The organism is Micromonospora sp. NPDC085948, from assembly GCF_040686315.1.
Lineage (GTDB): Bacteria > Actinomycetota > Actinomycetes > Mycobacteriales > Micromonosporaceae > Micromonospora.
Genome location: NZ_JBFBJW010000001.1, coordinates 906222 through 926797 on the forward strand (window position 1 = coordinate 906222; position 20576 = coordinate 926797).

Annotated in this window: 18 protein-coding genes; 4 read left to right on the forward strand and 14 right to left on the reverse strand. The window is 72.7% G+C overall.

The genetic code is table 11. The features are described from left to right. Window positions 1-6: 6 nt before the first annotated feature. The 6 genes from AB0O48_RS04330 to AB0O48_RS04355 form a co-directional block, all read right to left on the reverse strand. On the reverse strand, window positions 7-1176 hold the full coding sequence (locus tag AB0O48_RS04330; protein ID WP_365062871.1) for an alanine racemase: 1170 nt from the start codon (window positions 1174-1176) through the stop codon (window positions 7-9). Then, entirely contained in the window at window positions 1173-2771 is a 1599-nt protein-coding gene (locus AB0O48_RS04335; protein WP_357240893.1) for an IucA/IucC family protein, read from the reverse strand. Before AB0O48_RS04335 ends, AB0O48_RS04330 begins: the two co-directional genes overlap by 4 nt. After that, window positions 2768-4393 carry an IucA/IucC family siderophore biosynthesis protein gene (locus AB0O48_RS04340; protein WP_357572046.1) on the reverse strand — a complete coding sequence of 542 codons (1626 nt, stop codon included), beginning with the start codon at window positions 4391-4393 and terminating at the stop codon, window positions 2768-2770. The genes AB0O48_RS04335 and AB0O48_RS04340 overlap by 4 nt, the downstream gene beginning before the upstream one ends. Next, entirely contained in the window at window positions 4390-5562 is a 1173-nt protein-coding gene (locus AB0O48_RS04345; RefSeq protein ID WP_365062873.1) for a siderophore biosynthesis protein, read from the reverse strand. Before AB0O48_RS04345 ends, AB0O48_RS04340 begins: the two co-directional genes overlap by 4 nt. Before the next feature lie 105 nt (window positions 5563-5667). Beyond that, window positions 5668-6927, reverse strand: coding sequence for an MFS transporter (locus tag AB0O48_RS04350; RefSeq protein ID WP_365062875.1), 1260 nt, complete (start codon window positions 6925-6927; stop codon window positions 5668-5670). Continuing rightward, window positions 6924-7634 (reverse strand): siderophore-interacting protein, encoded by a 711-nt coding sequence (locus AB0O48_RS04355; RefSeq protein ID WP_357572043.1) that lies wholly within the window; start codon window positions 7632-7634, stop codon window positions 6924-6926. Before AB0O48_RS04355 ends, AB0O48_RS04350 begins: the two co-directional genes overlap by 4 nt. Window positions 7635-7715: 81 nt before the next feature. On the opposite strand from AB0O48_RS04355, the gene AB0O48_RS04360 reads away from it, so the two are divergent. Continuing rightward, complete coding sequence (locus AB0O48_RS04360) at window positions 7716-8276, forward strand: GNAT family N-acetyltransferase (protein ID WP_365062879.1); 561 nt, start codon at window positions 7716-7718, stop codon at window positions 8274-8276. 20 nt (window positions 8277-8296) lie between these two features. Here the strand turns inward: AB0O48_RS04360 and AB0O48_RS04365 are convergent, their stop codons facing one another. From AB0O48_RS04365 to AB0O48_RS04375, 3 genes are all read right to left on the reverse strand, one after another. Further along, window positions 8297-8770 (reverse strand): hypothetical protein, encoded by a 474-nt coding sequence (locus AB0O48_RS04365; RefSeq protein ID WP_357240874.1) that lies wholly within the window; start codon window positions 8768-8770, stop codon window positions 8297-8299. Between the two features lie 244 nt (window positions 8771-9014). Beyond that, window positions 9015-9671, reverse strand: coding sequence for a DUF305 domain-containing protein (locus AB0O48_RS04370; RefSeq protein ID WP_365062882.1), 657 nt, complete (start codon window positions 9669-9671; stop codon window positions 9015-9017). Window positions 9672-9685: 14 nt separating this feature from the next. After that, entirely contained in the window at window positions 9686-11557 is a 1872-nt protein-coding gene (locus AB0O48_RS04375; RefSeq protein WP_365062885.1) for a sigma-70 family RNA polymerase sigma factor, read from the reverse strand. Between the two features lie 316 nt (window positions 11558-11873). Here AB0O48_RS04375 and AB0O48_RS04380 point away from each other — a divergent pair, with 316 nt between their 5' ends. Next, window positions 11874-12059 (forward strand): hypothetical protein, encoded by a 186-nt coding sequence (locus tag AB0O48_RS04380; RefSeq protein WP_365062886.1) that lies wholly within the window; start codon window positions 11874-11876, stop codon window positions 12057-12059. A 226-nt stretch (window positions 12060-12285) separates the two neighbouring features. Beyond that, window positions 12286-13098, forward strand: coding sequence for an RNA polymerase sigma factor SigF (locus tag AB0O48_RS04385; protein WP_365062889.1), 813 nt, complete (start codon window positions 12286-12288; stop codon window positions 13096-13098). A 41-nt stretch (window positions 13099-13139) separates the two neighbouring features. On the opposite strand, the gene AB0O48_RS04390 is transcribed toward AB0O48_RS04385, so the two are convergent. After that, window positions 13140-14201 carry a DUF2855 family protein gene (locus tag AB0O48_RS04390; RefSeq protein ID WP_357572037.1) on the reverse strand — a complete coding sequence of 354 codons (1062 nt, stop codon included), beginning with the start codon at window positions 14199-14201 and terminating at the stop codon, window positions 13140-13142. A gap of 69 nt (window positions 14202-14270) precedes the next feature. After that, the gene (locus AB0O48_RS04395; RefSeq protein WP_357240857.1) at window positions 14271-15485 is read right to left on the reverse strand and encodes a PP2C family protein-serine/threonine phosphatase; all 1215 of its coding nucleotides are present in this window, start codon (window positions 15483-15485) and stop codon (window positions 14271-14273) included. Between the two features lie 273 nt (window positions 15486-15758). On the opposite strand from AB0O48_RS04395, the gene AB0O48_RS04400 reads away from it, so the two are divergent. Continuing rightward, window positions 15759-16799, forward strand: coding sequence for an ice-binding family protein (locus tag AB0O48_RS04400; protein ID WP_365062894.1), 1041 nt, complete (start codon window positions 15759-15761; stop codon window positions 16797-16799). A gap of 56 nt (window positions 16800-16855) precedes the next feature. On the opposite strand, the gene AB0O48_RS04405 is transcribed toward AB0O48_RS04400, so the two are convergent. Genes AB0O48_RS04405 through AB0O48_RS04415 form a run of 3 tightly spaced genes read right to left on the reverse strand, consistent with a single transcriptional unit; the run spans window position 16856 to window position 20528 of the window. After that, window positions 16856-18346 (reverse strand): glycoside hydrolase family 130 protein, encoded by a 1491-nt coding sequence (locus tag AB0O48_RS04405; RefSeq protein WP_365062897.1) that lies wholly within the window; start codon window positions 18344-18346, stop codon window positions 16856-16858. Then, window positions 18343-19395 (reverse strand): glycosyltransferase, encoded by a 1053-nt coding sequence (locus AB0O48_RS04410; RefSeq protein WP_357240848.1) that lies wholly within the window; start codon window positions 19393-19395, stop codon window positions 18343-18345. Before AB0O48_RS04410 ends, AB0O48_RS04405 begins: the two co-directional genes overlap by 4 nt. Continuing rightward, window positions 19392-20528: a glycosyltransferase gene (locus AB0O48_RS04415; RefSeq protein ID WP_357240846.1), complete on the reverse strand. Its 1137-nt coding sequence runs from the start codon at window positions 20526-20528 to the stop codon at window positions 19392-19394. Before AB0O48_RS04415 ends, AB0O48_RS04410 begins: the two co-directional genes overlap by 4 nt. Between the last annotated feature and the right edge of the window lie 48 nt (window positions 20529-20576).

Here is a 20576-nt window from a genome sequence, read left to right on the forward strand (position 1 = left end):
CCACCCTCAGCCGTCGGCCGGCCCCTGGTGTCGTTCCCGCAGCGGTCGGGCCGCCCACTCGGCGGCCAGTTTCTGCGGGTCACCGGTACGGAACAGCGGTGGCTCGTGCAGCAGGAAGTCGCGGTGGCTGATGTTCCAGGCGTACGCCCCGGCCATGGCGAAGGCCAACACGTCACCCACGCCGATCGGCCCGGCGGTGGCCGACCGGGACAGCACGTCCTTCGGGGTGCAGAGCTGCCCGACCACGGTGACCGGTCCTCCGTCGGTGCGCGGGCCGTCGAGGCCGTGCCGCGAGTGCACGGTGAAGGGCTGCGAGTGCCCCTTCGCCGCCGGTGTCCGCAGGTGGTGGGTGCCCCCGGCCACCACCACGAACCACTCGCCGTAGGAGCGCTTCACGTCGATGACCTCGGTGAGGTACGCCCCGCAGTACGCGGTGACCGACCGGCCCGGCTCGATGCGCAACCGCACCCCCGGGTACGCGTCGAGGACGTCGGTCAGTGCCCGGCCGTAACCCACCCAGTCGAATCGCGTCGCCGGGTCGGTGTAGTCGACGGCCATGCCCCCGCCGACGTCGACCTCGGCGGCACCGACCTCGGTGACCGCCCACTCGACCACGGCGGCGGCGACCGCACCGGCGAGGGACGCGTCCAACCCGCTGGCCAGGTGGGCGTGGATCCCGCGTACGTCGATGCCGGCGGGCGGGTGGCGGGCGCACTCGACCGCGTCGGCCGGGTCCATGCCGAACGGGCTGGGTCCGCCGCCCATCACCAGGCTCGCGCCGGGCGCGTCGACCGGCAGGTTCACCCGCAGCAGCACCGGGGCCGTGGTGCCCGAGGCGGTGGCCAGCGCGCCGAGTCGCCGAAGCTCGGCGGGCGATTCGACGTGGATGCGGTGCACCCCGGCGGCGAGGGCGGCGACCAGGTCCGCGTCGGTCTTGCCCGGCCCGGCGTACGCGGCGGGCGCCCGTCCCGGCAGCACCTCGGCCAGTCTGCGCAGCTCGCCGCGGCTCGCGGCCTCGAACCCGTCGACGACCGGGGCGAGGGTACGCAGCACACCGGGGTCCGGGTTGGCCTTGACCGCGTAGAGCAGCTCCACCGGCCGGGGCAGCGCCGCCCGGATGGCCCGGGCCTGCGTGGCCAGCGCGTCGAGGTCGTGGACGTAGACGGGTCGGGTCACCGTGGCCCGCCCAGCGGGTTGGGCACCGGCACGAACGGCGCGGCCCGGTCCGCGTCGCGCCGCCACCGGACCAGCAGGTTCGCCTTGGCCAGCAGCGGCTCACCGTTCAGCAGCGCGCGCAGTTCGGGTGGATCGTCGAGGTCGGCGGCGACGGCCTCGACGACGGCCCGCAGCTCCTGCCACAGCCGCCGTTCGATGCCCGGTCGCGCGTCGGCGAGCGCCCCGCAGATGCCACCGAGGTGATTGACGAACAGGCAGTAGACGATCCGTCGGCGGGCGTCCACCCGACCGTAGCGGACCTGCGCGGGAACGCCGTCCGGCCAGGTCGCCCACCGGTCGGCGTCGAGTTTCACCCCCTCCAGGTCGCGCAGCAGCATGCGTACCGGGTGGCGGTCGCGGTCGAGCACGACGACCACGTTCTGCAGGTGTGCCTCGTGCACGACGCCGTGGTTGAGCCAGCAGCGCAGCACCGCCGGCACCAACAGCCCGAGGTACGCCCGCCACCAGGCCACCGGATCGGGTGTCACCAGTGGCGTGGCGGCCAGCGCCGCCGCCAGCACCGGGGTGTCCCCCGGACGCAGGTGCGGGCGCAGGCCGGTGCGCAGGATCGTCCCGTACGCCTCGTCCGGACCGGGTACGTCGACCGTGCGGTAGGCGGGTTCGGTGAGCAGCCCCACCCCGTCCGGCATCGGCACCCGCGCCAGCAGGTCGGTCAGGGCCACCGCGCCGGTGAGTTCGTAGCGGGCGTTCTTGCGCAGGCAGTTGGTAATCCGTACGTGCAGGCTGGTCTTGACGAACAGGTCGGCCGCCGGGGCGTAGAGGGTTCGCACGCTCGCCGTCGGCCGCACCGGCACGCCGGCCTCGCCCAGGTCGCGCAGCCGTGGGTGGGTCGGCGGGAGCAGTGCGAGCTGCCAGGGATGCACCGGCAGGACGCGGTGCCCGCGCGGGGGTCGGGGCGGGTCGAGGGCGGCCACGAGCGCGTCGAACGGCCCGGCGCCGACGGCCAAATCATCCGGTACGGCGAGCCAGTGCAGCCGGAACGAGGTGCGCAGCTCCGGGGCGTACGCCCGCCAGCTCTCCGGGTCACCGCTGCGCCACTTCGGGGTGGGATGGTGCGGGTGGCCGAAGACCAGTGACTGTTCGGAGTCGACGTACGCGTCGATGGCCGGGTCGCCGGTCGGCGTGGGGTTCTCGGCCGGGCGGTCGGCCAGCAGCCGGGCCACGGTGTCCCGGCTGGCCTGGACCTGCTCGACGAACTCGTCGTTGGTCAGGCCGGTGCGGGTGGTGAGTTCGGCGGCGACCAGGCTGGCGAGCCCGTCCGCGTCCAGGTCGACCCACCGTCCGCTGTCGGTGCGCCGCTGCACCGGACCGGCGTAGCGGTGCGCCCCGAGCGGCGAGTGTCGCGCGACCCCGCAGCGCAGCGTGACGTCGAGGTGCCGCAGCAGCTGATGCGCGGCACCGTCGACAATTGTCGGGCCACCGTCCGGCGTGGCGAGTTCGCGGACCAGACAACCGAAGACGGCATGGGCGGTGGCCAGGTCGGCGAGCTGACCGGTCTCGGTGGCCGGGCGGGAGCGCAACTGGGCGCTCGTCATCGTGTCTCCCGGAGGTAGTTCGGGCCGGTACGCCGGTAGTACTTGTTGATGTCGGCGCAGCCCAGCCGCTGTTTGGGCAGCAGGGTGCCGGCGGTCAGCATCGCCTTGATGGGCAGGTGGGCGGCCCGCAGGACCCGGTCGGTGAAGGTTCGCGCCGCTGGTCCGTCACCCCACCGGTCGCGGGCGGCGGCGAGCCGGGGTGCCAGCGCCTCGGCGGGTGACGGCACGGGCAGCCCGCGCGCGGCCAGCGCGAGCAGGGGTGCGGCGGCGGCCAGGTGCAGGGTGATGGTGATGAACACGTCCGCCAGTTCCTGCGGGTCGCGCGCCCACATCCGGTCGTCGTCGAGGGTCAGCCCACCCGGGCCGCCGTGCCGCGCGTCGAGGCGGGCACCGTCGTTGTCCTTGTAGAGCAGGCCGACCGTGCCGTCGGGGTGCACCAGCAGGTGGATGTTCTGCGGGTGCGCCTCCAGCGCGATTCCGTGCCGGAGCCAGAGGAAGACGTGCCAGTCGAGCAGCAGGTCCAGGTAGGACTCCAGCAGTGCCCCGGGCCGATCGGGGCTGATCCGTTCGAGGACCGTGCCCGCGCTCGGGTCGGGTGCGGCGAGGGCCGCGACCGGCACCACGTAGACGCCGGCCAGGTCACCCGGGAATCTGCGGAGCAGGAAGCTGCGCCGCTCGTCGCCCCCGACGTGCGCCCAGGTGCTCTCGTCGACGTGCCGGATCCGTCCGGCGAAGGTGGGTTCGGCGTTGGCGATCCGGCCGAGTAACGCGGCGACGGCCGCGCCGTCGGCGAGTGAGTCCGGGCGCAGCGTACGGCGGTTGCGGGCGCCGAGGCTCGCGGTCGGCAGCGGCAGCTTGAGGTGCAGGTACGGGTCGAGGTCGAGCGCCACCGTCCGCATGGAGAGGGTGGGCCGTACGGTGATCGCCGGCAGGTCCGTGACCGGTAACGCGTCGCGTTCCGCGGTGATCGGGTGCGCCGGCAGCAACAGCTGGTCCGGTCGTCGGGCGCGCGGCCACCAGGACGGGAGTTCACCGGTGAGCCGGACGTCCTCGGTGGGGACGGCGTACCAGCGCAGCGCGAAACGCGGGGCGTGCTCCGGGGCGTACCGGAGAAGGTCGTCGTCGCCGAGGCCGTGCCGGCACCGGTCCGTGGGGTAGACGGGGTGCCCGTGGTGGGCGGCGAGTACGTCGTCCAGGAGGGCCGCCGGCAGACCGGTGGGGGTGCTCGGGCGCGCGGCGGCCACCTCGGCGAAGACCCGTGGTCGGTGCCGGGCCGCGAGCCGGCGGGCCCGCAGGTCGGCGCGGCACTCGGCGCTGAAGTCCCGCCAGCCGGTCGCCGCCTCGGCGTCGTCCCGGGGGGCGAGCAACGTCAACAGCCCGGCCAGGGTGTCCGTCCGGTGGGTGGTGCCGTCGGCCAGCACCAGCACGGTCGGAGCGGCGCTGCGCAGGGCCTGCTGGAAGCCGTCCACCCGCACCGGGATGCGCAGCAGGCCGGCGGGGTGCGGCACCTGCCACCAGTCCGGCCCGTCCGGGCTGCCGGTGCTGAGCAGGCCGAGGTGGTCCTCGCGCAGCAGGGCGTCGAGCACCCGGGTGAACACCTCCCGCTCGCAGTCGTCGCTCACTCGACGATGGTCCACTGGAGCTCGCTGCGGAAGGCGGCCAACGACGTCTGGACGCTGTCCCGGTCCGGGCCGATCGCGTGCAGCACGGCCAGGTAGTCGCGATTTGTGCCGGTGTGCTCGGCGAAGCGGCCCACCGGGCGCAGCGGTCGGCAGCCCAGCCGGACCTCGCCGTCGCCGGTGTCCAGCGGGCCCGGTGCGGCGGTGAGCCGGCCCGTCCGGGCCGCGCAGACGTACTCGACCTGGGCGTACCTGTCGACGGTGGCGGGCAGACCCAGGGCGGCCACCGGCTCGCCGAGGTGCAGCCGGATGACCTGTTCGAACAGCGGCACGCCGAGCAGTTCGGCGAGGATCAGGTCCATCCGGTCGCCGATGAGGCGGTAGTTCACCTCGATGAGGCGGACCCGGCCGTCGCCGGAGACGACGTACTCGGTGTGGCAGGCGCCGAAGCCGACCCCGAGCGCGTCGAGGCACGCCCGCAGTTGGGTGCTCGCCGGCTCGGTCGGGGGTGACCAGGCGAGGTTCTCCTCGGTGAAGGTCGGCGGCGGGCCGAGGCCGGTCGCCCACCCGCCGAGGGAGGCGAGATCCGTGTCGTCACCGAGGGTTTCGAATGTCCGCAGTTCCCCGGCGAGATACTCCTCCACCACCAGGGCCACCTCCGGCCGCCGGCCCCGGATCTCGGCGACCCGGGCGACCAGCTCGGTCCGGTCGGCCACCAGGTACGCGTCCTCGCTGGCCACCCCCTCGCGGGGTTTGACCACCGCGGGGAACATCCCGGCCGGCACCTCCGGCGCGGATCCGGGGTCGACGGTGACGGTACGGACCAGATCAAGGCCGGCGGCCGCGATCGCCCGTCGGGCCGCGGCCTTGTCCTTGCAGAGACGGGCGGCGTCCGGGTCCTTGCCGGGCAGGCCGAGCTTTCGGGCGGCGATCGCGGTGGCCTCCTGGAGATGGTCGCTGTTGGACAGTAGCGCCACCGGCCGGATCGGTGCCGTCGCCGCGACCACCGCTGCCGCGTCCCGGACCGCACAGCGCGTCACCGGCGCGTCCGCGGGCCATTCCGCGGGCCGGTCGGTCAGCACCGTGGCCGACAGCCCCAGCGACGCCGCCGCCGGGAGGAACCCTTCCAGGACGGCGTCGGTGGGGTTGAGCGCGGTCAGACAGATCCTCATACCGCCTCCGTCGACTACCCGATGCCATGATTAGGGTAGCCTACCCTTATTAGACGGATATGGTGCGGTCTGTACAACCTGGTCGAGATGCACCACGAACTGCGGTCACGCCACCGCCCGCACCGCCTCCGCCGCCGGCTGCTCCGCCGCCGGGTCGGCGACGGGACCCGGCTGCTGCGGGAAGCGCCGCTGGTGCGCGAGGCCCAGGGCGACGCCGGCGGCCACCAGCACGATGGCCGCGACCGCGACCGCCGGGTAGCCGACCCGCGCGGCGGCCGCGAGACCGACGGACCCCGCCACGAACGAGCAGACCAGGCCGAACGACGACAGGACGGTGAAGTCGGTGCCGCCGGTGTCGGGTCGCGAGTAGTCCATGTTGACCGTGTAGAGCACGACGTTGGCGACGGTGTAGGCCACCATGAAGCAGCAGAGCGCGGCCACCGTGCCCACCAACGGCGCACGGCCGTTCATCAGCGGCAACAGCAGCAACGTCGACACCGTGAGGGTCACACCGCCGACCACCAGCACCCCGCTGCGCCCGAAGCGACTGACCCCGAACCCCGCGACCAGGCCCGCCACGATGGCCGGAGCGCTCGTCACCACGCCCGTGACGACGCCGATCCGACCCAACGACCAGCCCGCGTCGACCAGGGCCGGCGTCACCAGGGAGTACGCCATTCCCGCGCCGACGTAGACCAGCGGCACCACGCCGAAGGTCCACCACCGGCAGCCCGGCTGGCTGAACACCGACAGCAACGCCCGGTAGGCCGTGCCCACCCGGGCCACCCGGTCCGTCCGCGGCGGCTCCCGGAACCGCCACACCACCAGCAGGCCGACCGCCGTCATCGCGACCAGCAGGCCGATCGCCGGCGCCCAGCCGAACTGGTCGTAGACCAGGACGCAGGCGCCGCCGCCGAGCAGGTTGCCGAGGTAGCTGGCCGCGACCTGGATGCCGTTGCCGGTGCCCCGAGCCGACTCGGCGAGCATCCGGACGGCCACGGCATCCACCGCGATGTCCTGTGTGGCGGAGAAGAAGACGTACGCGGCGCAGATCGCGACGATCGGCCCGAGCGCGTCGGCCGGATCGGTGAACGGCAGCAGCGCCAGCAGGGCGAGCACCAGGGCGCTCTGGAGCACCAGCAACCAGGACCGGTAGTGGCCACGGTGCCGCGAACCGTACCGGTCGAGGATCGGCGCCCAGAGGAACTTGATGGGCCAGATCAGACCGACGATCTGCAACAGCGCCAGGGTGTCCAGTGAGGTGCCGCCGTCGCGCAGGATGGCGGTCAGGCCGACGGTGATGAAGCCGACGCCGAGGTACTGGGTGACGTACAGCGCGGTCAGCGTGCCGAGCCGGCCCTTCATGCGGCTTTCCAGTAGCCGAGGGAGGTCAACCGGTCCTTGTCGACGCCCAGCGTCCGCCGGATGTGCCGGGTGATGCCACGGGTGCTGGCGGCTTCGCAGGCCACCCAGTAGTGCGCCGCGCCGCTGGCCGGCAGAGCCGCGCACACCGTTTCGACGAGGTGTTGACCATCGTCGCGCCGCGGCACCCAGGTGACGTCGTGGTGCTCGCGGGTCCGCAGCGCGAGCGCCTTCTCGCCCTCGTGGGCGTACTCGAGCCAGACCGTGGCCGGGATGTCGGCGCCGGCGTCGAGCAGGCTGTTCACCGCGGGCAGCGACGCGGCGTCGCCGACCAGGTAGAGGTGGTCCGGCGCGGGGTCGGGCAGTTCGAACGCGCTGCCCTGGACGGTCGCGGTGATGGTGTCGCCGACCTGGGCCGTGGTGGCCCAGCGGGCGGCGCAGCCGTCGTGGATGGCGAATTCGAGCGTGAACCGACCGGTGGCCGGGTCGGGGTCGACAAGCGTGTACGCACGCTGGTGAGCCCGCCCGTCGTTGTCGAACCACAGCCGGACCCACATCGTGGGGTGCACCCCGCACGCCTCCAGCAGGCCACCCCCGTCGAGGAGCAGCCGCTGATAGTGCCCGTCGACCGACTCGGTGCCCAGCACGGTCAACCGAAAGTCCCGGCCGCCCATGGCCTTGAGGACCAGGGCCTCCCAGTTCCGTTTCACGCACCCCTCCAGGTAAGGTCATCCTTGGTTAGGGGAGGTTAACCTAAGTCGCGCCCCGGATGGAACAGAGGACAGCGCCCGATGACACACCTGGGAAAAGTCGCCGGTCTTGGTGAGTTGTCGTTGCTGGCCGTGGACCCCGACCGGCACGCCCCTCTTCTGCACGACTGGGTCACCCGACCCCGCAACTCCTTCTGGGGCATGGGCTCACACACCCTCGACGAGGTCCGCGACATCTACGCCTTCGTGGACAGCCTGCCGACGCACCACGCGTACCTGATCACGGTCGACGCGGAGCCGGTCGGTCTCTTCCAGACCTACCAGCCCGAGGCGGACCCGGTCGGCGAGCGCTACCGCGTGCAGCCCGGTGACATCGGCATGCACCTGCTGCTCAGTCCCGATCGGCGGATCGTCCGGGGCCTCACCAATGCCGTCGGGCCGGCCCTTGCCCGCTTCCTGTTCCGCGACCCGGCCGCCCAGCGGATCGTCGTCGAGCCGGACGTCCGTAACCACCTCGCCCTGCGCCGGCTGGAGATCGAGGGCTTCACCTTCGACTCGGAGATCGACATGCCGGACAAGCGTGCCCAGCTCGCGTTCCTGACCCGCGACCGGTTCGCGGCGAGGCACCCGACGCCGGCCTGATCACCACGCCGGCGGCGGCGTCAGCTGTTGGCGTTCCAGAAGCCGACGAGGGTAGCGGTCCACCAGCCGATCTGGGAGAGGGTGGCGGCGACGACGCCGGGGAGCAGGGCGGACCAGGGTGGGCGACCGTCCACGGCGGCGAGCCGGTCCCGGACCCGGCCGAGGAACAGCCCGTTGACGCTGACCACCAGCACCGCGAGCAGCTTGACCCAGACCAGCCCGGACGACGTGTCCGGACCCAGGGCGGCGCCGCTGGCGAGCAGACCCACCAGGCCCAGCCAGATGAGCAGGTGCGCGCCGCGTGCGGCGGTCAGCACGGTGCCGAGCGGTTCCCGGCGCAGCAGCCACCGGAGGCTGAACCAGTCCACCGTCAGCACCGCCCCGAAGCCCACCACGAGACAGGACAGGTGGCAGAAGAGGGCAACCATCCGCCAACCCGGGGAGAGGGTGACGTGTGGCGCGGCGAGGATCGCGAGCAGCCACCCGACGCTCACCGTCAGGATCGACGCGGTGACGGCGGCGCGCCCGGCCGCGCGACGATGGCCACCGCGCCAACCCGCCGTCGGTGTCGAGGCGGACGCGACGGGCGGCGACGTTCTCCGGGTACGGTGCGTCGCACGCCGGGCCGGGTGGGAGATGTCCGACGTGCCGGCCCGGTGAGCGGGACGGGACGCCCGCGACGAGGGGATGTCGGCCCGAAGGTCAGCTGCCGGCATCGGCCGGCCCGGTGGGCGTCACTCAGTCGACCGGTGCGGCCTGGGCCGCACCGGGCCGACCGTCCAGGGCGGTCAGCTCGGCGGCCCGCGCCTGCTGGATCCGGCCGGCGAGCGCCTTCAACTCGGGGCTCCCCCCGGCCGTCTGTTCACCCCGGCACAGCACCACGGTCTGCGCGAGGTGCGCCCGGAGCAGAGCAGCCGCCCGGGACGACACCTCGGCGTCGGGCGCGCCGCGCATCTCGGCGAGACTGACGTCGGTGACCATGCCGGGCATCTGATGCCCCTCGTGGATGTTCAGCTCCGGAACGTTGCCCGCGGCCAGCAGCCCCCGGAGGTCCCGCAACTCCGCCCGATGCGCCTCCCGGACGTCGTCGAGGAGTGCCCGCAGCGACGGGTCCGCGTCCGCCGGCCGGCTGTCGAGGTGGTCGATCAACGCGAGCGCGCCCTCGTTCATCGGGATCAGCAGCTGGATGAAGGCGTCATCGGTGCCGTTGAGCAGCACGGGCGCGGTCGCCACCGGAGCGGCCGACGGGGTGGTGGGAGGGTGGTCGGCGCTGCCCCAGCCACGGGTCAGACCGACGGCCAGCGCCGTCGCGACCAGAGCCACGGCGACGCCGACGATCCGCCAGGCGGGGACGGTGGGCCGGGGGCGGTCGCTGCCGATCTGGTGCTCGTCCATCCGTTCGCCCTCGCTCACCGGGCGGCTTGGAACGCGCGGCCGACGACTGTCGCCTGGGTGCCGTCGCTGAACAACCCGGATCGGTCCTGGTCGGTGGCGGGCAGGCCGAACCAGGCGTACCGCTGCACGTAGGACAGTCGACCGAGCATGGCGGTGGCCGCGGTGAGGAAGGCCGCCTGCTGCTCCTGACTCGGGAACTGTTGACGGCCCCCGTCGAAGCGGATCAGGGCGAACTCGGTCAGCCAGATCGGTTTCTGGTACCGCTGGTGGACAGCCTGCAGATACTGCCGGAGTTGGTCGACCGCGGTGGCGCTCGCGAAGTCGGCGCCGAACCAGTGCAGCGTGATGAAATCAACCCGGTGGCCCCGGGCCTCGGCGCCGGTCATGAACCGGTCCAGCCAACCCTGCGGATCCGGCGCGCCCCACGCCACCGCCGGGCTGCCCAGCCTGCTGCCCGTCGCCATCAGCTGCGGCCACAGGTCCAGCGCCTGCTCGACTGTCATGTTCGCCTGCTCGGGCAGGTCCGGTTCGTTGAAGGTGAGCAGATCCGGCCCCGCCGCCTTCGCCCGAGCCAACTCGGCGGCGGTGACGTTCTCCGCGCCACGGATCATGGGCACGAACGTCACGCCGCGCGGCGTACTGATCCCCGGGTGCTGGGTGCCCCACGTGTAGTACCAGCCGGCCTTCGAGTTCGCCAGCGCCTGACTGGCCCCGGCGAAGTTCCACACCCCGACGCCCTTGCGGGCGGAGCTGACCGCCGGGACGACCGGGGCCTTCGACGGCGGTCGGACGCTCGGCGACGGCGCGGCGCTCGGCGAGGCGACGGCGGTGGGCGCCGCGGACGGCGGCGCGGCCCACGAGGGTGCGGGTGGATCCTCCGGCAGGATCACCACCACCGTGGTGATGGCGAGAACCGCCGCGGCCACCCCGGCGGCGAGGGAGGGCAGCAGGCCACGGGGCCGGTTCACCGCGAGGTCGACGGCGCTCGGGCCGCCGCCCGCATCGGTGGGCACACCACCGGCTGGACCCGGCCCAGCCGTCGGCGGGTGGGGCGGCACGGCCGGCGCGCCGGCCGACGGCACCGCCGCGCTCGGCAGATGGGCGCTGAGACCCGTCGGCAACGGCAGCATCGGCAGTCCGGCGAGCAGCCGGTCGATCGGCAGCAGGGTGGATCCCAGCCGCCCGCAGAACGCGCAGTCGCGGACGTGTCGGGCCAGGCGCTTGCGCCACAACGGGCTGGGGGTGCCGTCCCAGTCGACGGTCACGGCCTCCAGGTCCGGACAACCAGGGCGGGCACGCAGTGCGCGGACGACGGCGCGGGCGCTCTGGATCTGCTCCTTCATCCGGTGGATCCGCACGGCGACGTGTCCGGGCGACAGGCTGAGCGCGTCGGCGACCTCGTTCCGGGTGATCTCGCCGGTCTCCTCCAGCCACCAGAGCGAGAGCAACTCCTGGTCGTCCGGGTCGAGCCAGCGGGTCGCCTCGGCGACCTCGCGTCGTTGGTCGGTGAGACCGAGCCGGAGGATGGTCATGCCGGCGAAGTCGGAAGCGGGGTCGGGCACGTTGTGGATCACGTCGAGCCCGGCGTCACGGTTGAGCGCGACACGTCGGCGCTGTTCCCAGTCGCGCACCTGGCGAATGGCGATCGCCACCAACCAGGACCGGTACGCCGCCGGGTCGTTGAGCGCGGGCAGGTGCCGGATCACCCGTACCAACGTCTCCTGGACCACGTCGTCGACGTCGGCGTGACCGCGCAGCGCACGCCCGACGATGTTGTAGACCAACGGGAGCGAGGCCGCGACGACGTCGTCGAGGGCGCGCTGGTCGCCCTGTCGGGCCGCGACGACCAACCCGACATCGGGTAGCGCTCGACCGGCTGACGGCATGGCTGTCACTCCTCAGGTGCTGATCCGCGCGGACCGCGCTGTGTGCGCTGACCGCCCTCACGTTCGGAGACTGCCACCGGCAGGTGGGATTACAGAATTTCCCGCCGTCGGCGAGCTGGCCCGACCGGGGTCCGTCGGCGGCGCGTGCGGATCGACAGCGCCGGGTATGGTGCGGGGTGTCGGTGTCGCCGGGCGTTTGCCCGTGCACGAGACACCCTGATCGGGCGCCGCTGCGAAGCGCCGAACCGTCACGAGGTCACCGGACGACACGTCCCGTGGCCCGGACGCCCCTCCTTCACCGAAGACAGGATCCTGCATGACATCGAACGACAACGCCCGACCGGCCCTGTTTCTCGCCACGTCGAACGCCGACGCGGCCGACGGGTCGGCGGTGACCGTCGACGGCAGCGCGGAGGCCATGCGCCGGCTGCGCCATCCGTTCGCGGTGCAGCCCGCCCCGCAGAGCCCGATCGCCGGCGACGAGCACGACCCGCGCGGCTGATCCGGCGGTTCGGTCCACCACGCCCACTCATACTTTCGGCTAGTAATAGCTACCCCTTTCGGGTAGCGTACGAGTCATCAAGTGCACGACATGACGCGGTGGCGAGGCCCGTGCTCGTGGCCTTGCGACAGCGCATCTTCGCCCGTACGTGCGCTCCGGCGGCAAGCCGGTTCGGAGATCTTCCGGTCGATCCGATCGACGGGCAGGTTTGGGAAGGACCACCCCCATGGCCAGCATCGTCGGAACGGCCCCCAGCACCCGCGTCGACCAGCGCAGCAGCGACCAGACCCCCGAGGAACTCCTGGTCGCCCTGGCGGAGACCGGGGCGGACGACCCACACCGCCACGCACTGCGGGATCGCGCGATCGAGGCGTGGCTGCCGCTGGCCCGGCATCTGGCGCGCCGCTACTCGGGACGCGGCGCACCCGACGAGGACCTGACCCAGACCGCCTCGGTCGGGCTCATCAAGGCCGTGGACAACTTCGACCACACCCGGGGTGTCGACTTCAGCGGGTACGCCATTCCCACGATCATCGGCGAGATCAAGAGGTACTTCCGGGATCGCACCTGGTCGGTGCGCGTGCCCCGTCGCCTCCAGGAGTTGCGCCTGTCGATCAGCGCGGCGAACAGCGCGCTGACCCAGACCCTCGGTCGCTCGCCGACGGTGGCGGACATCGCGTCCCACCTCGACCTGTCCGAGGAGACCGTCCTGGAAGGGCTGGAGGGCGCACGCGCCTACCGGGCCACGTCGCTGTCCACGCCGGCCGGGGCCGACGGCAGTCGGGAACTCGGGGACACCCTCGGCGGCGACGACCACGAATTCGACCTCGTCGAGATCCGCGTCGCACTGGAGCCGGCCCTCGCCACGCTGCCGGAGCGCGAACGTCAGATCCTGACCCTGCGCTTCTACGGCAACCTGACCCAGGCGCAGATCGCCGACCGGGTCGGCGTCTCGCAGATGCACGTCTCCCGACTGATCTCCCGGTCGTTGGCGGCGCTGCGTCATCACCTCGTCGACCTCGACCACAGCGCGTTCTGAGGCTGGCACCGCCGACCCACGGCCGGCAGCACCCCGACGGCTCAGAGTTGGACGACGTGCCCCACCCGTGGCGGCGTACGACCGCCGAGGACGTCGAGCCAGGCGCGTTGGAGGGCCTCCGGCCCGGCGCCCACCTGGACGTCGAGCCACCCGCCGACGATGGCGGTGAAGCGTTGCCAGGCCTCGGTGAACCGCTGGTCGAGCCCCGCACGACCCCAGTCCTGGCCGCGCTTGCGCATCTGGACCGGCGCGAAGAACACCTCTTCGGCGGCGTCGGCGTTCGGCGTCTGGTTGGTGAGGCCGACCGCGATGTCCCGGACCAGCCGGTCGCCGAGGTGCCGACGCAGGGCGGCCCGGGTCGAGGGTGCGCCGGACAGGTCGAGGTAGACGGACGCGACGGCGTCCAGAGCGTCGATGTCGTCGTACGAGACGACCTCGTCGTAGCAGCCGAGTGCGCGGGTGAAGGCGAGGTTGCCGGGCGAGGTGAGGCCGACCAGGCGTGGCCCGCGACCGTGCAGCTCGAACGCGGCGGCGTACGCGGTCTTGCTCGACGCCGACGACAGCAGCAGCGACTCGGCACCGTAGAAGTCGTTGTCGGCGACCTGGTCGGCCAGCATGAACGAGGTGAAGAACAGCGGCCGGAACAGGATCAGCAGGTCCTCCTGGTCGGGCCGGTACGCCGGGTCGCCGGTGGTCGACCGGTACGCGTTGTACGGTGACGGCAACTCGGCCCGGTGCGGGCTCGCGTCCCGGAACCCGGACGCGTCCACCCGGTCCGGGCGCACCAGCAGGTGACCCGCGGGTGGGAGATAGCCGTAGACCCGCTGTCCCGTCTCGACGCCGGCGACCGTCGAGGTGACCACCTCGGCGAAGCCCCAGAGCGGCGGCAGGCCCCACTGCGGCCCGAGCCCGGCCGGTGGGAAGAACTCCCAGTAGCGCATCGCGTCGCCGAGCACCGCGTAGGTCACGTTGTTGGCGGTGAGGCCGACCCGGTCCACCCGCAGCAGCACCTCGCCGTCGGCCACAGCGGGCGGGGCGCCCTCGACGAGCGTGGTCTTTCCGAGGTCGTCACGCGCCACGGCGAAGGTCCATGAGTCGGCCATGAGGTGACGCTAGACACCCCTCCCGACCCAGACAAGTGCACTGGGAGTGCAAAATCCCACTGTCTCCGGTCAGGGGCGGGGCGCGGCGAGGTCGCGGAGGTGCGCGAGCGGCAGGTGCGGCGGTCGCCACTCCAGGAAGAGGGCCGTGGCGTCGTCCTCAAGCCGGTCGTCCTGGTAGCCGACGACGGCGCGCACCAGGCGACGCATCGTCTCCGGGCTGGGCAACCCGTCGTTGAGGGCGCGGTTGACGAAGTCGACGAGCCGGTCCAAGCCGAACTGTTCCCCGTCCGCGCTCCGCGCGTCGGTGATGCCGTCGGTGTAGGCGAGGATGCGGTCGCCCGGGTGCAACTCCTCCACGTGCACCCTCGGGCGGCGGGCCGACAGGTGGCCCAGCCCGAGCGGCAACGCGGTCGGCCCGGGCAGCTCCCGGATGGCCTTGCCGTCGCGCAGCAACATCGCACCCGGGTGACCCGCGTTGATCATGCTCAGTCGGCCGGTGCGATGGTCCAACTCCATGAGCAGCCCGGTCGCGAAGAAGTTCGGGTGCTCGGAACGCACCCACCTGTCGATGCTGATCGCCGTGTCGACCAGGTCGAGGCCACACCGGCGTGCGTTGCGGTACGCGCTGACCACGAGCGAGGCCAGCGTGCTCGCCTTGATGCCGTGCCCACAGGTGTCGAAGAGCCCGACACTGAGCACGTCGCCGTTCAACGCGTAGTCGAAGATGTCGCCGCCGACGTCGTAACAGGGTTCGAGGATGGCGGTGATCACCAGGTCGTCGGTGGCGAAGGTCAGCGGCGGCAGCAGCCCCCACACGATCTCGGCCGCGACCTGCATCGGCAGTCGCCGCCGCATCCGCTCGACCACGTCACCGTAGAGCCGCCGGTTGACCAGGATCTGGGCGATGTTGACCGCCACCTCCCAGGCTGGCCCGTCCATGGTCGCGTCGGCGGCCGCCGGCGAGACGATCTCCAGCACGCCCATCCGTTCGCACCCGAGCAGCAGCGGCACCCAGACCCGGTCCGGGTTGTCGGGCGCGCGCTGGATGTCGAGGTTGGTGAAGGCCCGGCCGGCGAGGGTCGTCTCGATCGACAACTCGTCCCGGACCAGACCCGCCCCGAGCAGCGGCACGAGCAGGGACTGCGTGTAGTCGGCCAGGTAGATCACGATCTCGGTGGCGTCGATGGCGGGCGCCGCCCGGGCGACGAGCTGCGACAGCTCGTCCGGGCCGCTCCGGGGTGCGTTGAGCTGCAACCACCGCACCATCTCGCCGACGTCGCCCACGACCCACCTCCCCCCGATCCTCCCCGAACCGTACGGCCACGGCAGGACGTGCGGTGACGCTACCTTGCCCCGCCCGCGTTCCTCACCTGCCGATCACCAACACCGGCCGCTCGCGTGCCCCTGCACCCCGCCGGCCCCACCTATCCCTGGGGTTTTACTACTTTTGTGAATTAGGTGTGAAAAAGTCCGTTTAAGCAACCCCTGTGGTCCGGTGCGGCACCCAACCACCGCACCGCTGGCGTCTGGTGAGACGCCTTCGCGAAAGGGCACGTCGTGACAACCAAGCTATTGAGCCATCCGCGCCGCGCGGCCATGTCCGCGCTGGCGGCCGTCGCCGCCGGCGGCACAGCCGTCGCCATACTCATCTTCAGCGGCACCGGCGCGAGCGCCGCCGAGGCACCTGTCGACCTCGGCACGGCGGCGAGCTTCTCCGTGCTGGCCGGCGCAAGGGTCACCAACACCGGGCCGACCTTCCTCGCCCAGAACCTCGGCGTCAGCCCCGGCAGCGCCGCGACCGGCTTCCCGCCCGGCCTCGTGGGCGGCGAGACGCACCTCGCCGACGCCGTCGCGCTACAGGCACAGAACGACCTGACCACCGCCTACAACGACGCGGCCGGTCGGACCCCGTTCACCATCCTGCCCGCGGAACTGGGTGGCAGCACGCTGGTCCCCGGGGTGTACCGGATCGGCGCCGCCCAACTGACCGGAGCCCTGACCCTCAACAGCCAGGCCGACCCGGGAGCCGTGTTCATCTTCCAGATCGACTCCACCCTCGTCACCGCGTCGGGCAGCAGCGTCGTCTTCATCAACGGCTCCTCGCCCTGCAACGTCTACTGGCAGGTGGGCAGCTCGGCCACCATCGGCACGGGCAGCCAGTTCGTGGGCAACATCCTGGCCCAGGAATCGGTCACCATGACCACCGGCGCCACCCTCCAGGGCCGCGCCATGGCCCGAACCGGCGCCGTCACCCTCGACACCAACACCATCAACGCCCCCGTCTGCCTCCAGCCGACGGGTACGCCCACCCAGCCGACCGGAACACCGACCGGTACGCCCACGGGCACGCCGACCGGGACGCCGACTGGGACCCCGACCGGCACACCCACCGGTCAGCCCACGGGTACGCCCACCGGCCAGCCCACGGGTAACCCCACCGGCCAGCCCACGGCAACGCCCACCCGCACGAGGCTGCCCGTCACCGGCGGCAGCGGCGGCAGCGCCCTGGTGCCCGTCCTGACCGGGATCGGCGGCGTCGCCGTCGCCAGCGGCGCAGCCCTGCTGCTCCTCTACCGGCGTCGGACGACGAACTCCTGACCGAGATGCCCCGGCGGCCGGTGACCAACCGGCCGCCGGGGCAGCACCACCAACGATCAGCCGTTCCGCCCGGCCGGTGGTGGGGAGTCCACCATCGCGGCCCGGAGCGCGGCCACCGGCACGGTGGCGAAACCCACCCGGGCGTCACTCGCCCCGTACGGCAGCCACACCTCGCCGTCGTGGATGAGCGCCCCACAGGAGTAGATGACGTTGGGTACGTACCCGTCCCGGTCGTCCTCGTCGGGTGACATGAGCGCACCCGGAAGGTGCGCGATGACCCGCTCCGGTCGGTCCAGGTCGAGCAGGAGCGCGCCGATCGCGTACCGGCGCATCGGTCCGACGCCGTGGGTGAGCACGAGCCAGCCGGCGTCGGTCTCGATCGGGGATCCGCAGTTACCGACCTGGATCAACTCCCAACTGTCCCGCGGCGCGTGCAGCTGGATCGGGGCCTGCCAGCGGTTGTCAGCGTCCAGGCCGGTCAGGCCGATGGTCTCGCCGTCGGCCCGACACAGCGCCAGGTGCCGGCCGCCGACGGTACGCGGAAACAGCGCGATCCCCTTGTTCCGGGCACCCGGCCCGCGCATCGGGGTCATCTCGAAGCGGCGCAGGTCGCTGCTGACCAGCGCACGCGTGGCGATGCTCCGGCCGTCGTAGGCGGTGTAGGTGGCCCGGTACACCGGCCCGGACTCGTCGACGAACCGGACGAACCGCGCGTCCTCCATGCCGTTGCTCTCCGCCGGGGTGGCCGGCCAGAGCACCCGTTGGTGCAGGGCCGTGTCGGCGGGAAAGGCCGTGGCGTAGCTGCCGGCGTTGGTGCGACGCAGTTGTTCGAGGGTGCTCAACCCGGTGCTGCGGGAGAGCAGATCGGGTGGCAGGTTGGCGAGCGCCCGCTCGAAGGTGGCCTCGTCGTACCACTCGGGCAGGGCGTCCAGCACCGTGGCGGCGACCTCGTTGTCGCAGCCCTCCTCGGCCAGGCCGGCGACGAGCAGGTCCCGGCGGTGCCGTACGCCCACCCGCTGCCCGACGGCCAGCGGGCCGGTCCGATCGGCGACGGTGAGCTGACGTCCCGGTCCGAGGACGGCGGTGGCGAACCCGATGGACGACAGGTGACCCTCGCCGATCTGACGCAGGCTGACCGCGACGCGCAACTGCCCGGCGCCCAGACCGGTCTGGTCCGGGTGGGCCACCATGGACGGATTGCAGAGGGCAGCGGCCTCCACGGCGTACTCGTGGCTGAAGTACGCGCCGACCAGCAGCCGGCTGGTCGGGGAGAGATCCCGCGCCCGGGCGGCCCGGTGCCGGACGAGGTCGTAGTGGTGGTGGAACGTGCCGGCCAGGTCACGGTGCCGGGCGCCGAAGCGGTCGAAGGTGTCCCGCAGCAGCCGGCCGGTCTCCTCGTCGTCGAGGCGCGCGACCCGGTCGATGAGTGCCCGCGCGCGGGTGCGTACCACCGCGGCGTCCTCCCCCGGGACGAAGAGCTTGACGATGACCCGCCGTGGATCCGGGGCGAGAGTGGCGTCCTGCCGGACGGCCAGACTCCGGGTCACGACCACCGCCGGGCGTGCTGGAGGGTGGCGAGGAGCGAGAGGGTGGATTCCGCGCCCTGGTTGAGGTTGGGTCCGTGTGCGGTCAGCCCGTCGAAGCCGCCACCGGTCGCCGGATCCCACATCGGCGCACCGAGGTCGTTGTCGCCGAGGAACCACCCCACCGCCTGTCGTACCCCGGTGTCCCACTCGGGATCACCGGTGACCGTGGCCGCCGTGGCACAGGCGTCCGCGAACGCGGCGACCTCGATCGGCTGCTGGTCGTGGCGCAACCGCACGGCGCCGTGCCGCCAACCCCCGACCGGTACGACCGACAGCCGTCCGTCGCGCAGCTGGACGTCCCGCAACCAGGCCAACATCCGCAGGCCGTCGTCCAGGGGTGGACCGCCCTCGCGCAGTTGGCTGGCGACGATGACCACCTCGGCGAGGGCGGCGTTGGCGTAGGTCAGCTCCTGCCGGGGCCACGACCAGCGCGGGTCGGCGCCCGGCGGTCCGACAGTGCTGGCCGCGTCCGCCAGCAGGGACGCCGCGGCGACGTGACCGGGGTGGCGGCGCAGGACCTCGGCCGCGCCCAGGCCGGCGAAGGCCATCGCGTGTGGTGCCCGGGTACGCCGGCCGGCGCCCCGGCTGAAGGCGACGAGCGCCTCCTCCCGTACCCAGGGTGCGGGGCTGCGGGCGACGGCCGTGCCCAGACCCCACAGCGCCCGACCCCACCAGTCGCCGAGCCCTGGTTCGTCGGCCCAGCGCCGGTCGTGCCCGAGCCGGTTGTGGAAGGCCCCGTCGGCGCCCTGCGCATGGGTCAGGAACGCGAGGTACCGCTCCGCGAGCCGCAGCAACTCCTCGCCCGGGTCCGGCTCGCGACTGACGACGACCAGACCACGGGCCACGTCGTCGGTGCAGTAGCCGTGTTCCCGACGGACGATGGCGTGCCGGGCGTGCTCGAAGAGACCGGTGTCGTCGCTCATCCGGATCAGGTGCGCGAAGCTCGGCGCGGGCGCCGTCGCCCAGCGCCCCCGCGGGGAGGTCCGGGGTCGGCCGGTGGTCGCGGTCACGCCGGCACCGCGCTGACCGCCGGCGGGCGGGCCTCGCTGAGCTGGTCGGCGAGCGTCTCGTAGCGGGCCGCCACCGCCGGCCAGCGCAGGTGCGCGGCCAGCGGTCGGACCCGGCCGGCGAGCCGCGCGGTCAGGCCCGGCTCGGTCAGGACCCGCCGGATCGCCGCGGCGAGCGCCGCCGGGTTCTGATGGGGTACGACCAGACCCGGCCCACCGGTCAGCAGCTCCACCGCGTGCGGGAACGCCGTGGCCACGACGGGCACCCCGGCGGCCACCGCCTCGATGAGTACGCCGGAGGTGACCTGTTCGCGCGAGTCGTAGGGCAGGACGACCACGTCGGCGGAACGGATCAACCGGCCCAGCGCCTCCTGGTCGTGGTAGACGTCCTGGTAGTCGACGGCGTGCGCGACGCCCAACTGGGCGCCGAGCTGGTGCAGCCCCGCCCGGTACGCCTCACCCTGGTGCTCGACCACCTTCGGGTGGGTCCGTCCGGCCACCGTGTAGGTAGGTGTCGGTTCCAGATCCTGCAACCGCGCGAGGGCACGCAACGACCACTCGACTCCCTTGCCGGGGCCGAGCAGCCCCCAGGTCAGCAGGTGCGGGCGGGTACGCCGCTCGACGGGTACGTCGGCGAGCTCGGCGGCGCCGTGCGGGATGACCGTCACCTTGTCGGCGGGGACGGCGTACCCGACGAGCAGCCGGTCCCGAGCGGTGTCGGTCATCGTGACCACCGCGCCGGCGGTGGCCACGATCCGCTCCAACAGGGACTTCTGCCGGGCGGTGGGCTGGCGGAGCACGGTGTGCAGGACCACGATGCTCGGCACGGTGAGCCGCCGCAGCAGCGGCAGGACGTCCTCGCCGTCGGCGCCGGGGTAGATGCCGTACTCGTGCTGGACGATCGCCACGTCGAAGGTGTTCAGGACGGCCGCCGCGTCCCGCCAGCCGGCCGGGGTGAGCGCCGACCAGGTGTGCACGACCCCGGGCACCGGGCGCTGGTCGTCGCCGTGATCGGTGACCCGGACGATGCCCCCGCGAGTGCCGTCGGCGGTCAACTGGGCGGCGAGTGCGGAGTTGAAGGTGGCCAGTCCACACCGGGTCGGTGGGTGGGTGCTGAGGAATCCGTAGCTGGGCATGAACGTCGAGCCTTTCCGGTTGTCGGCCCCGCCTGGAGTACGGGCGGG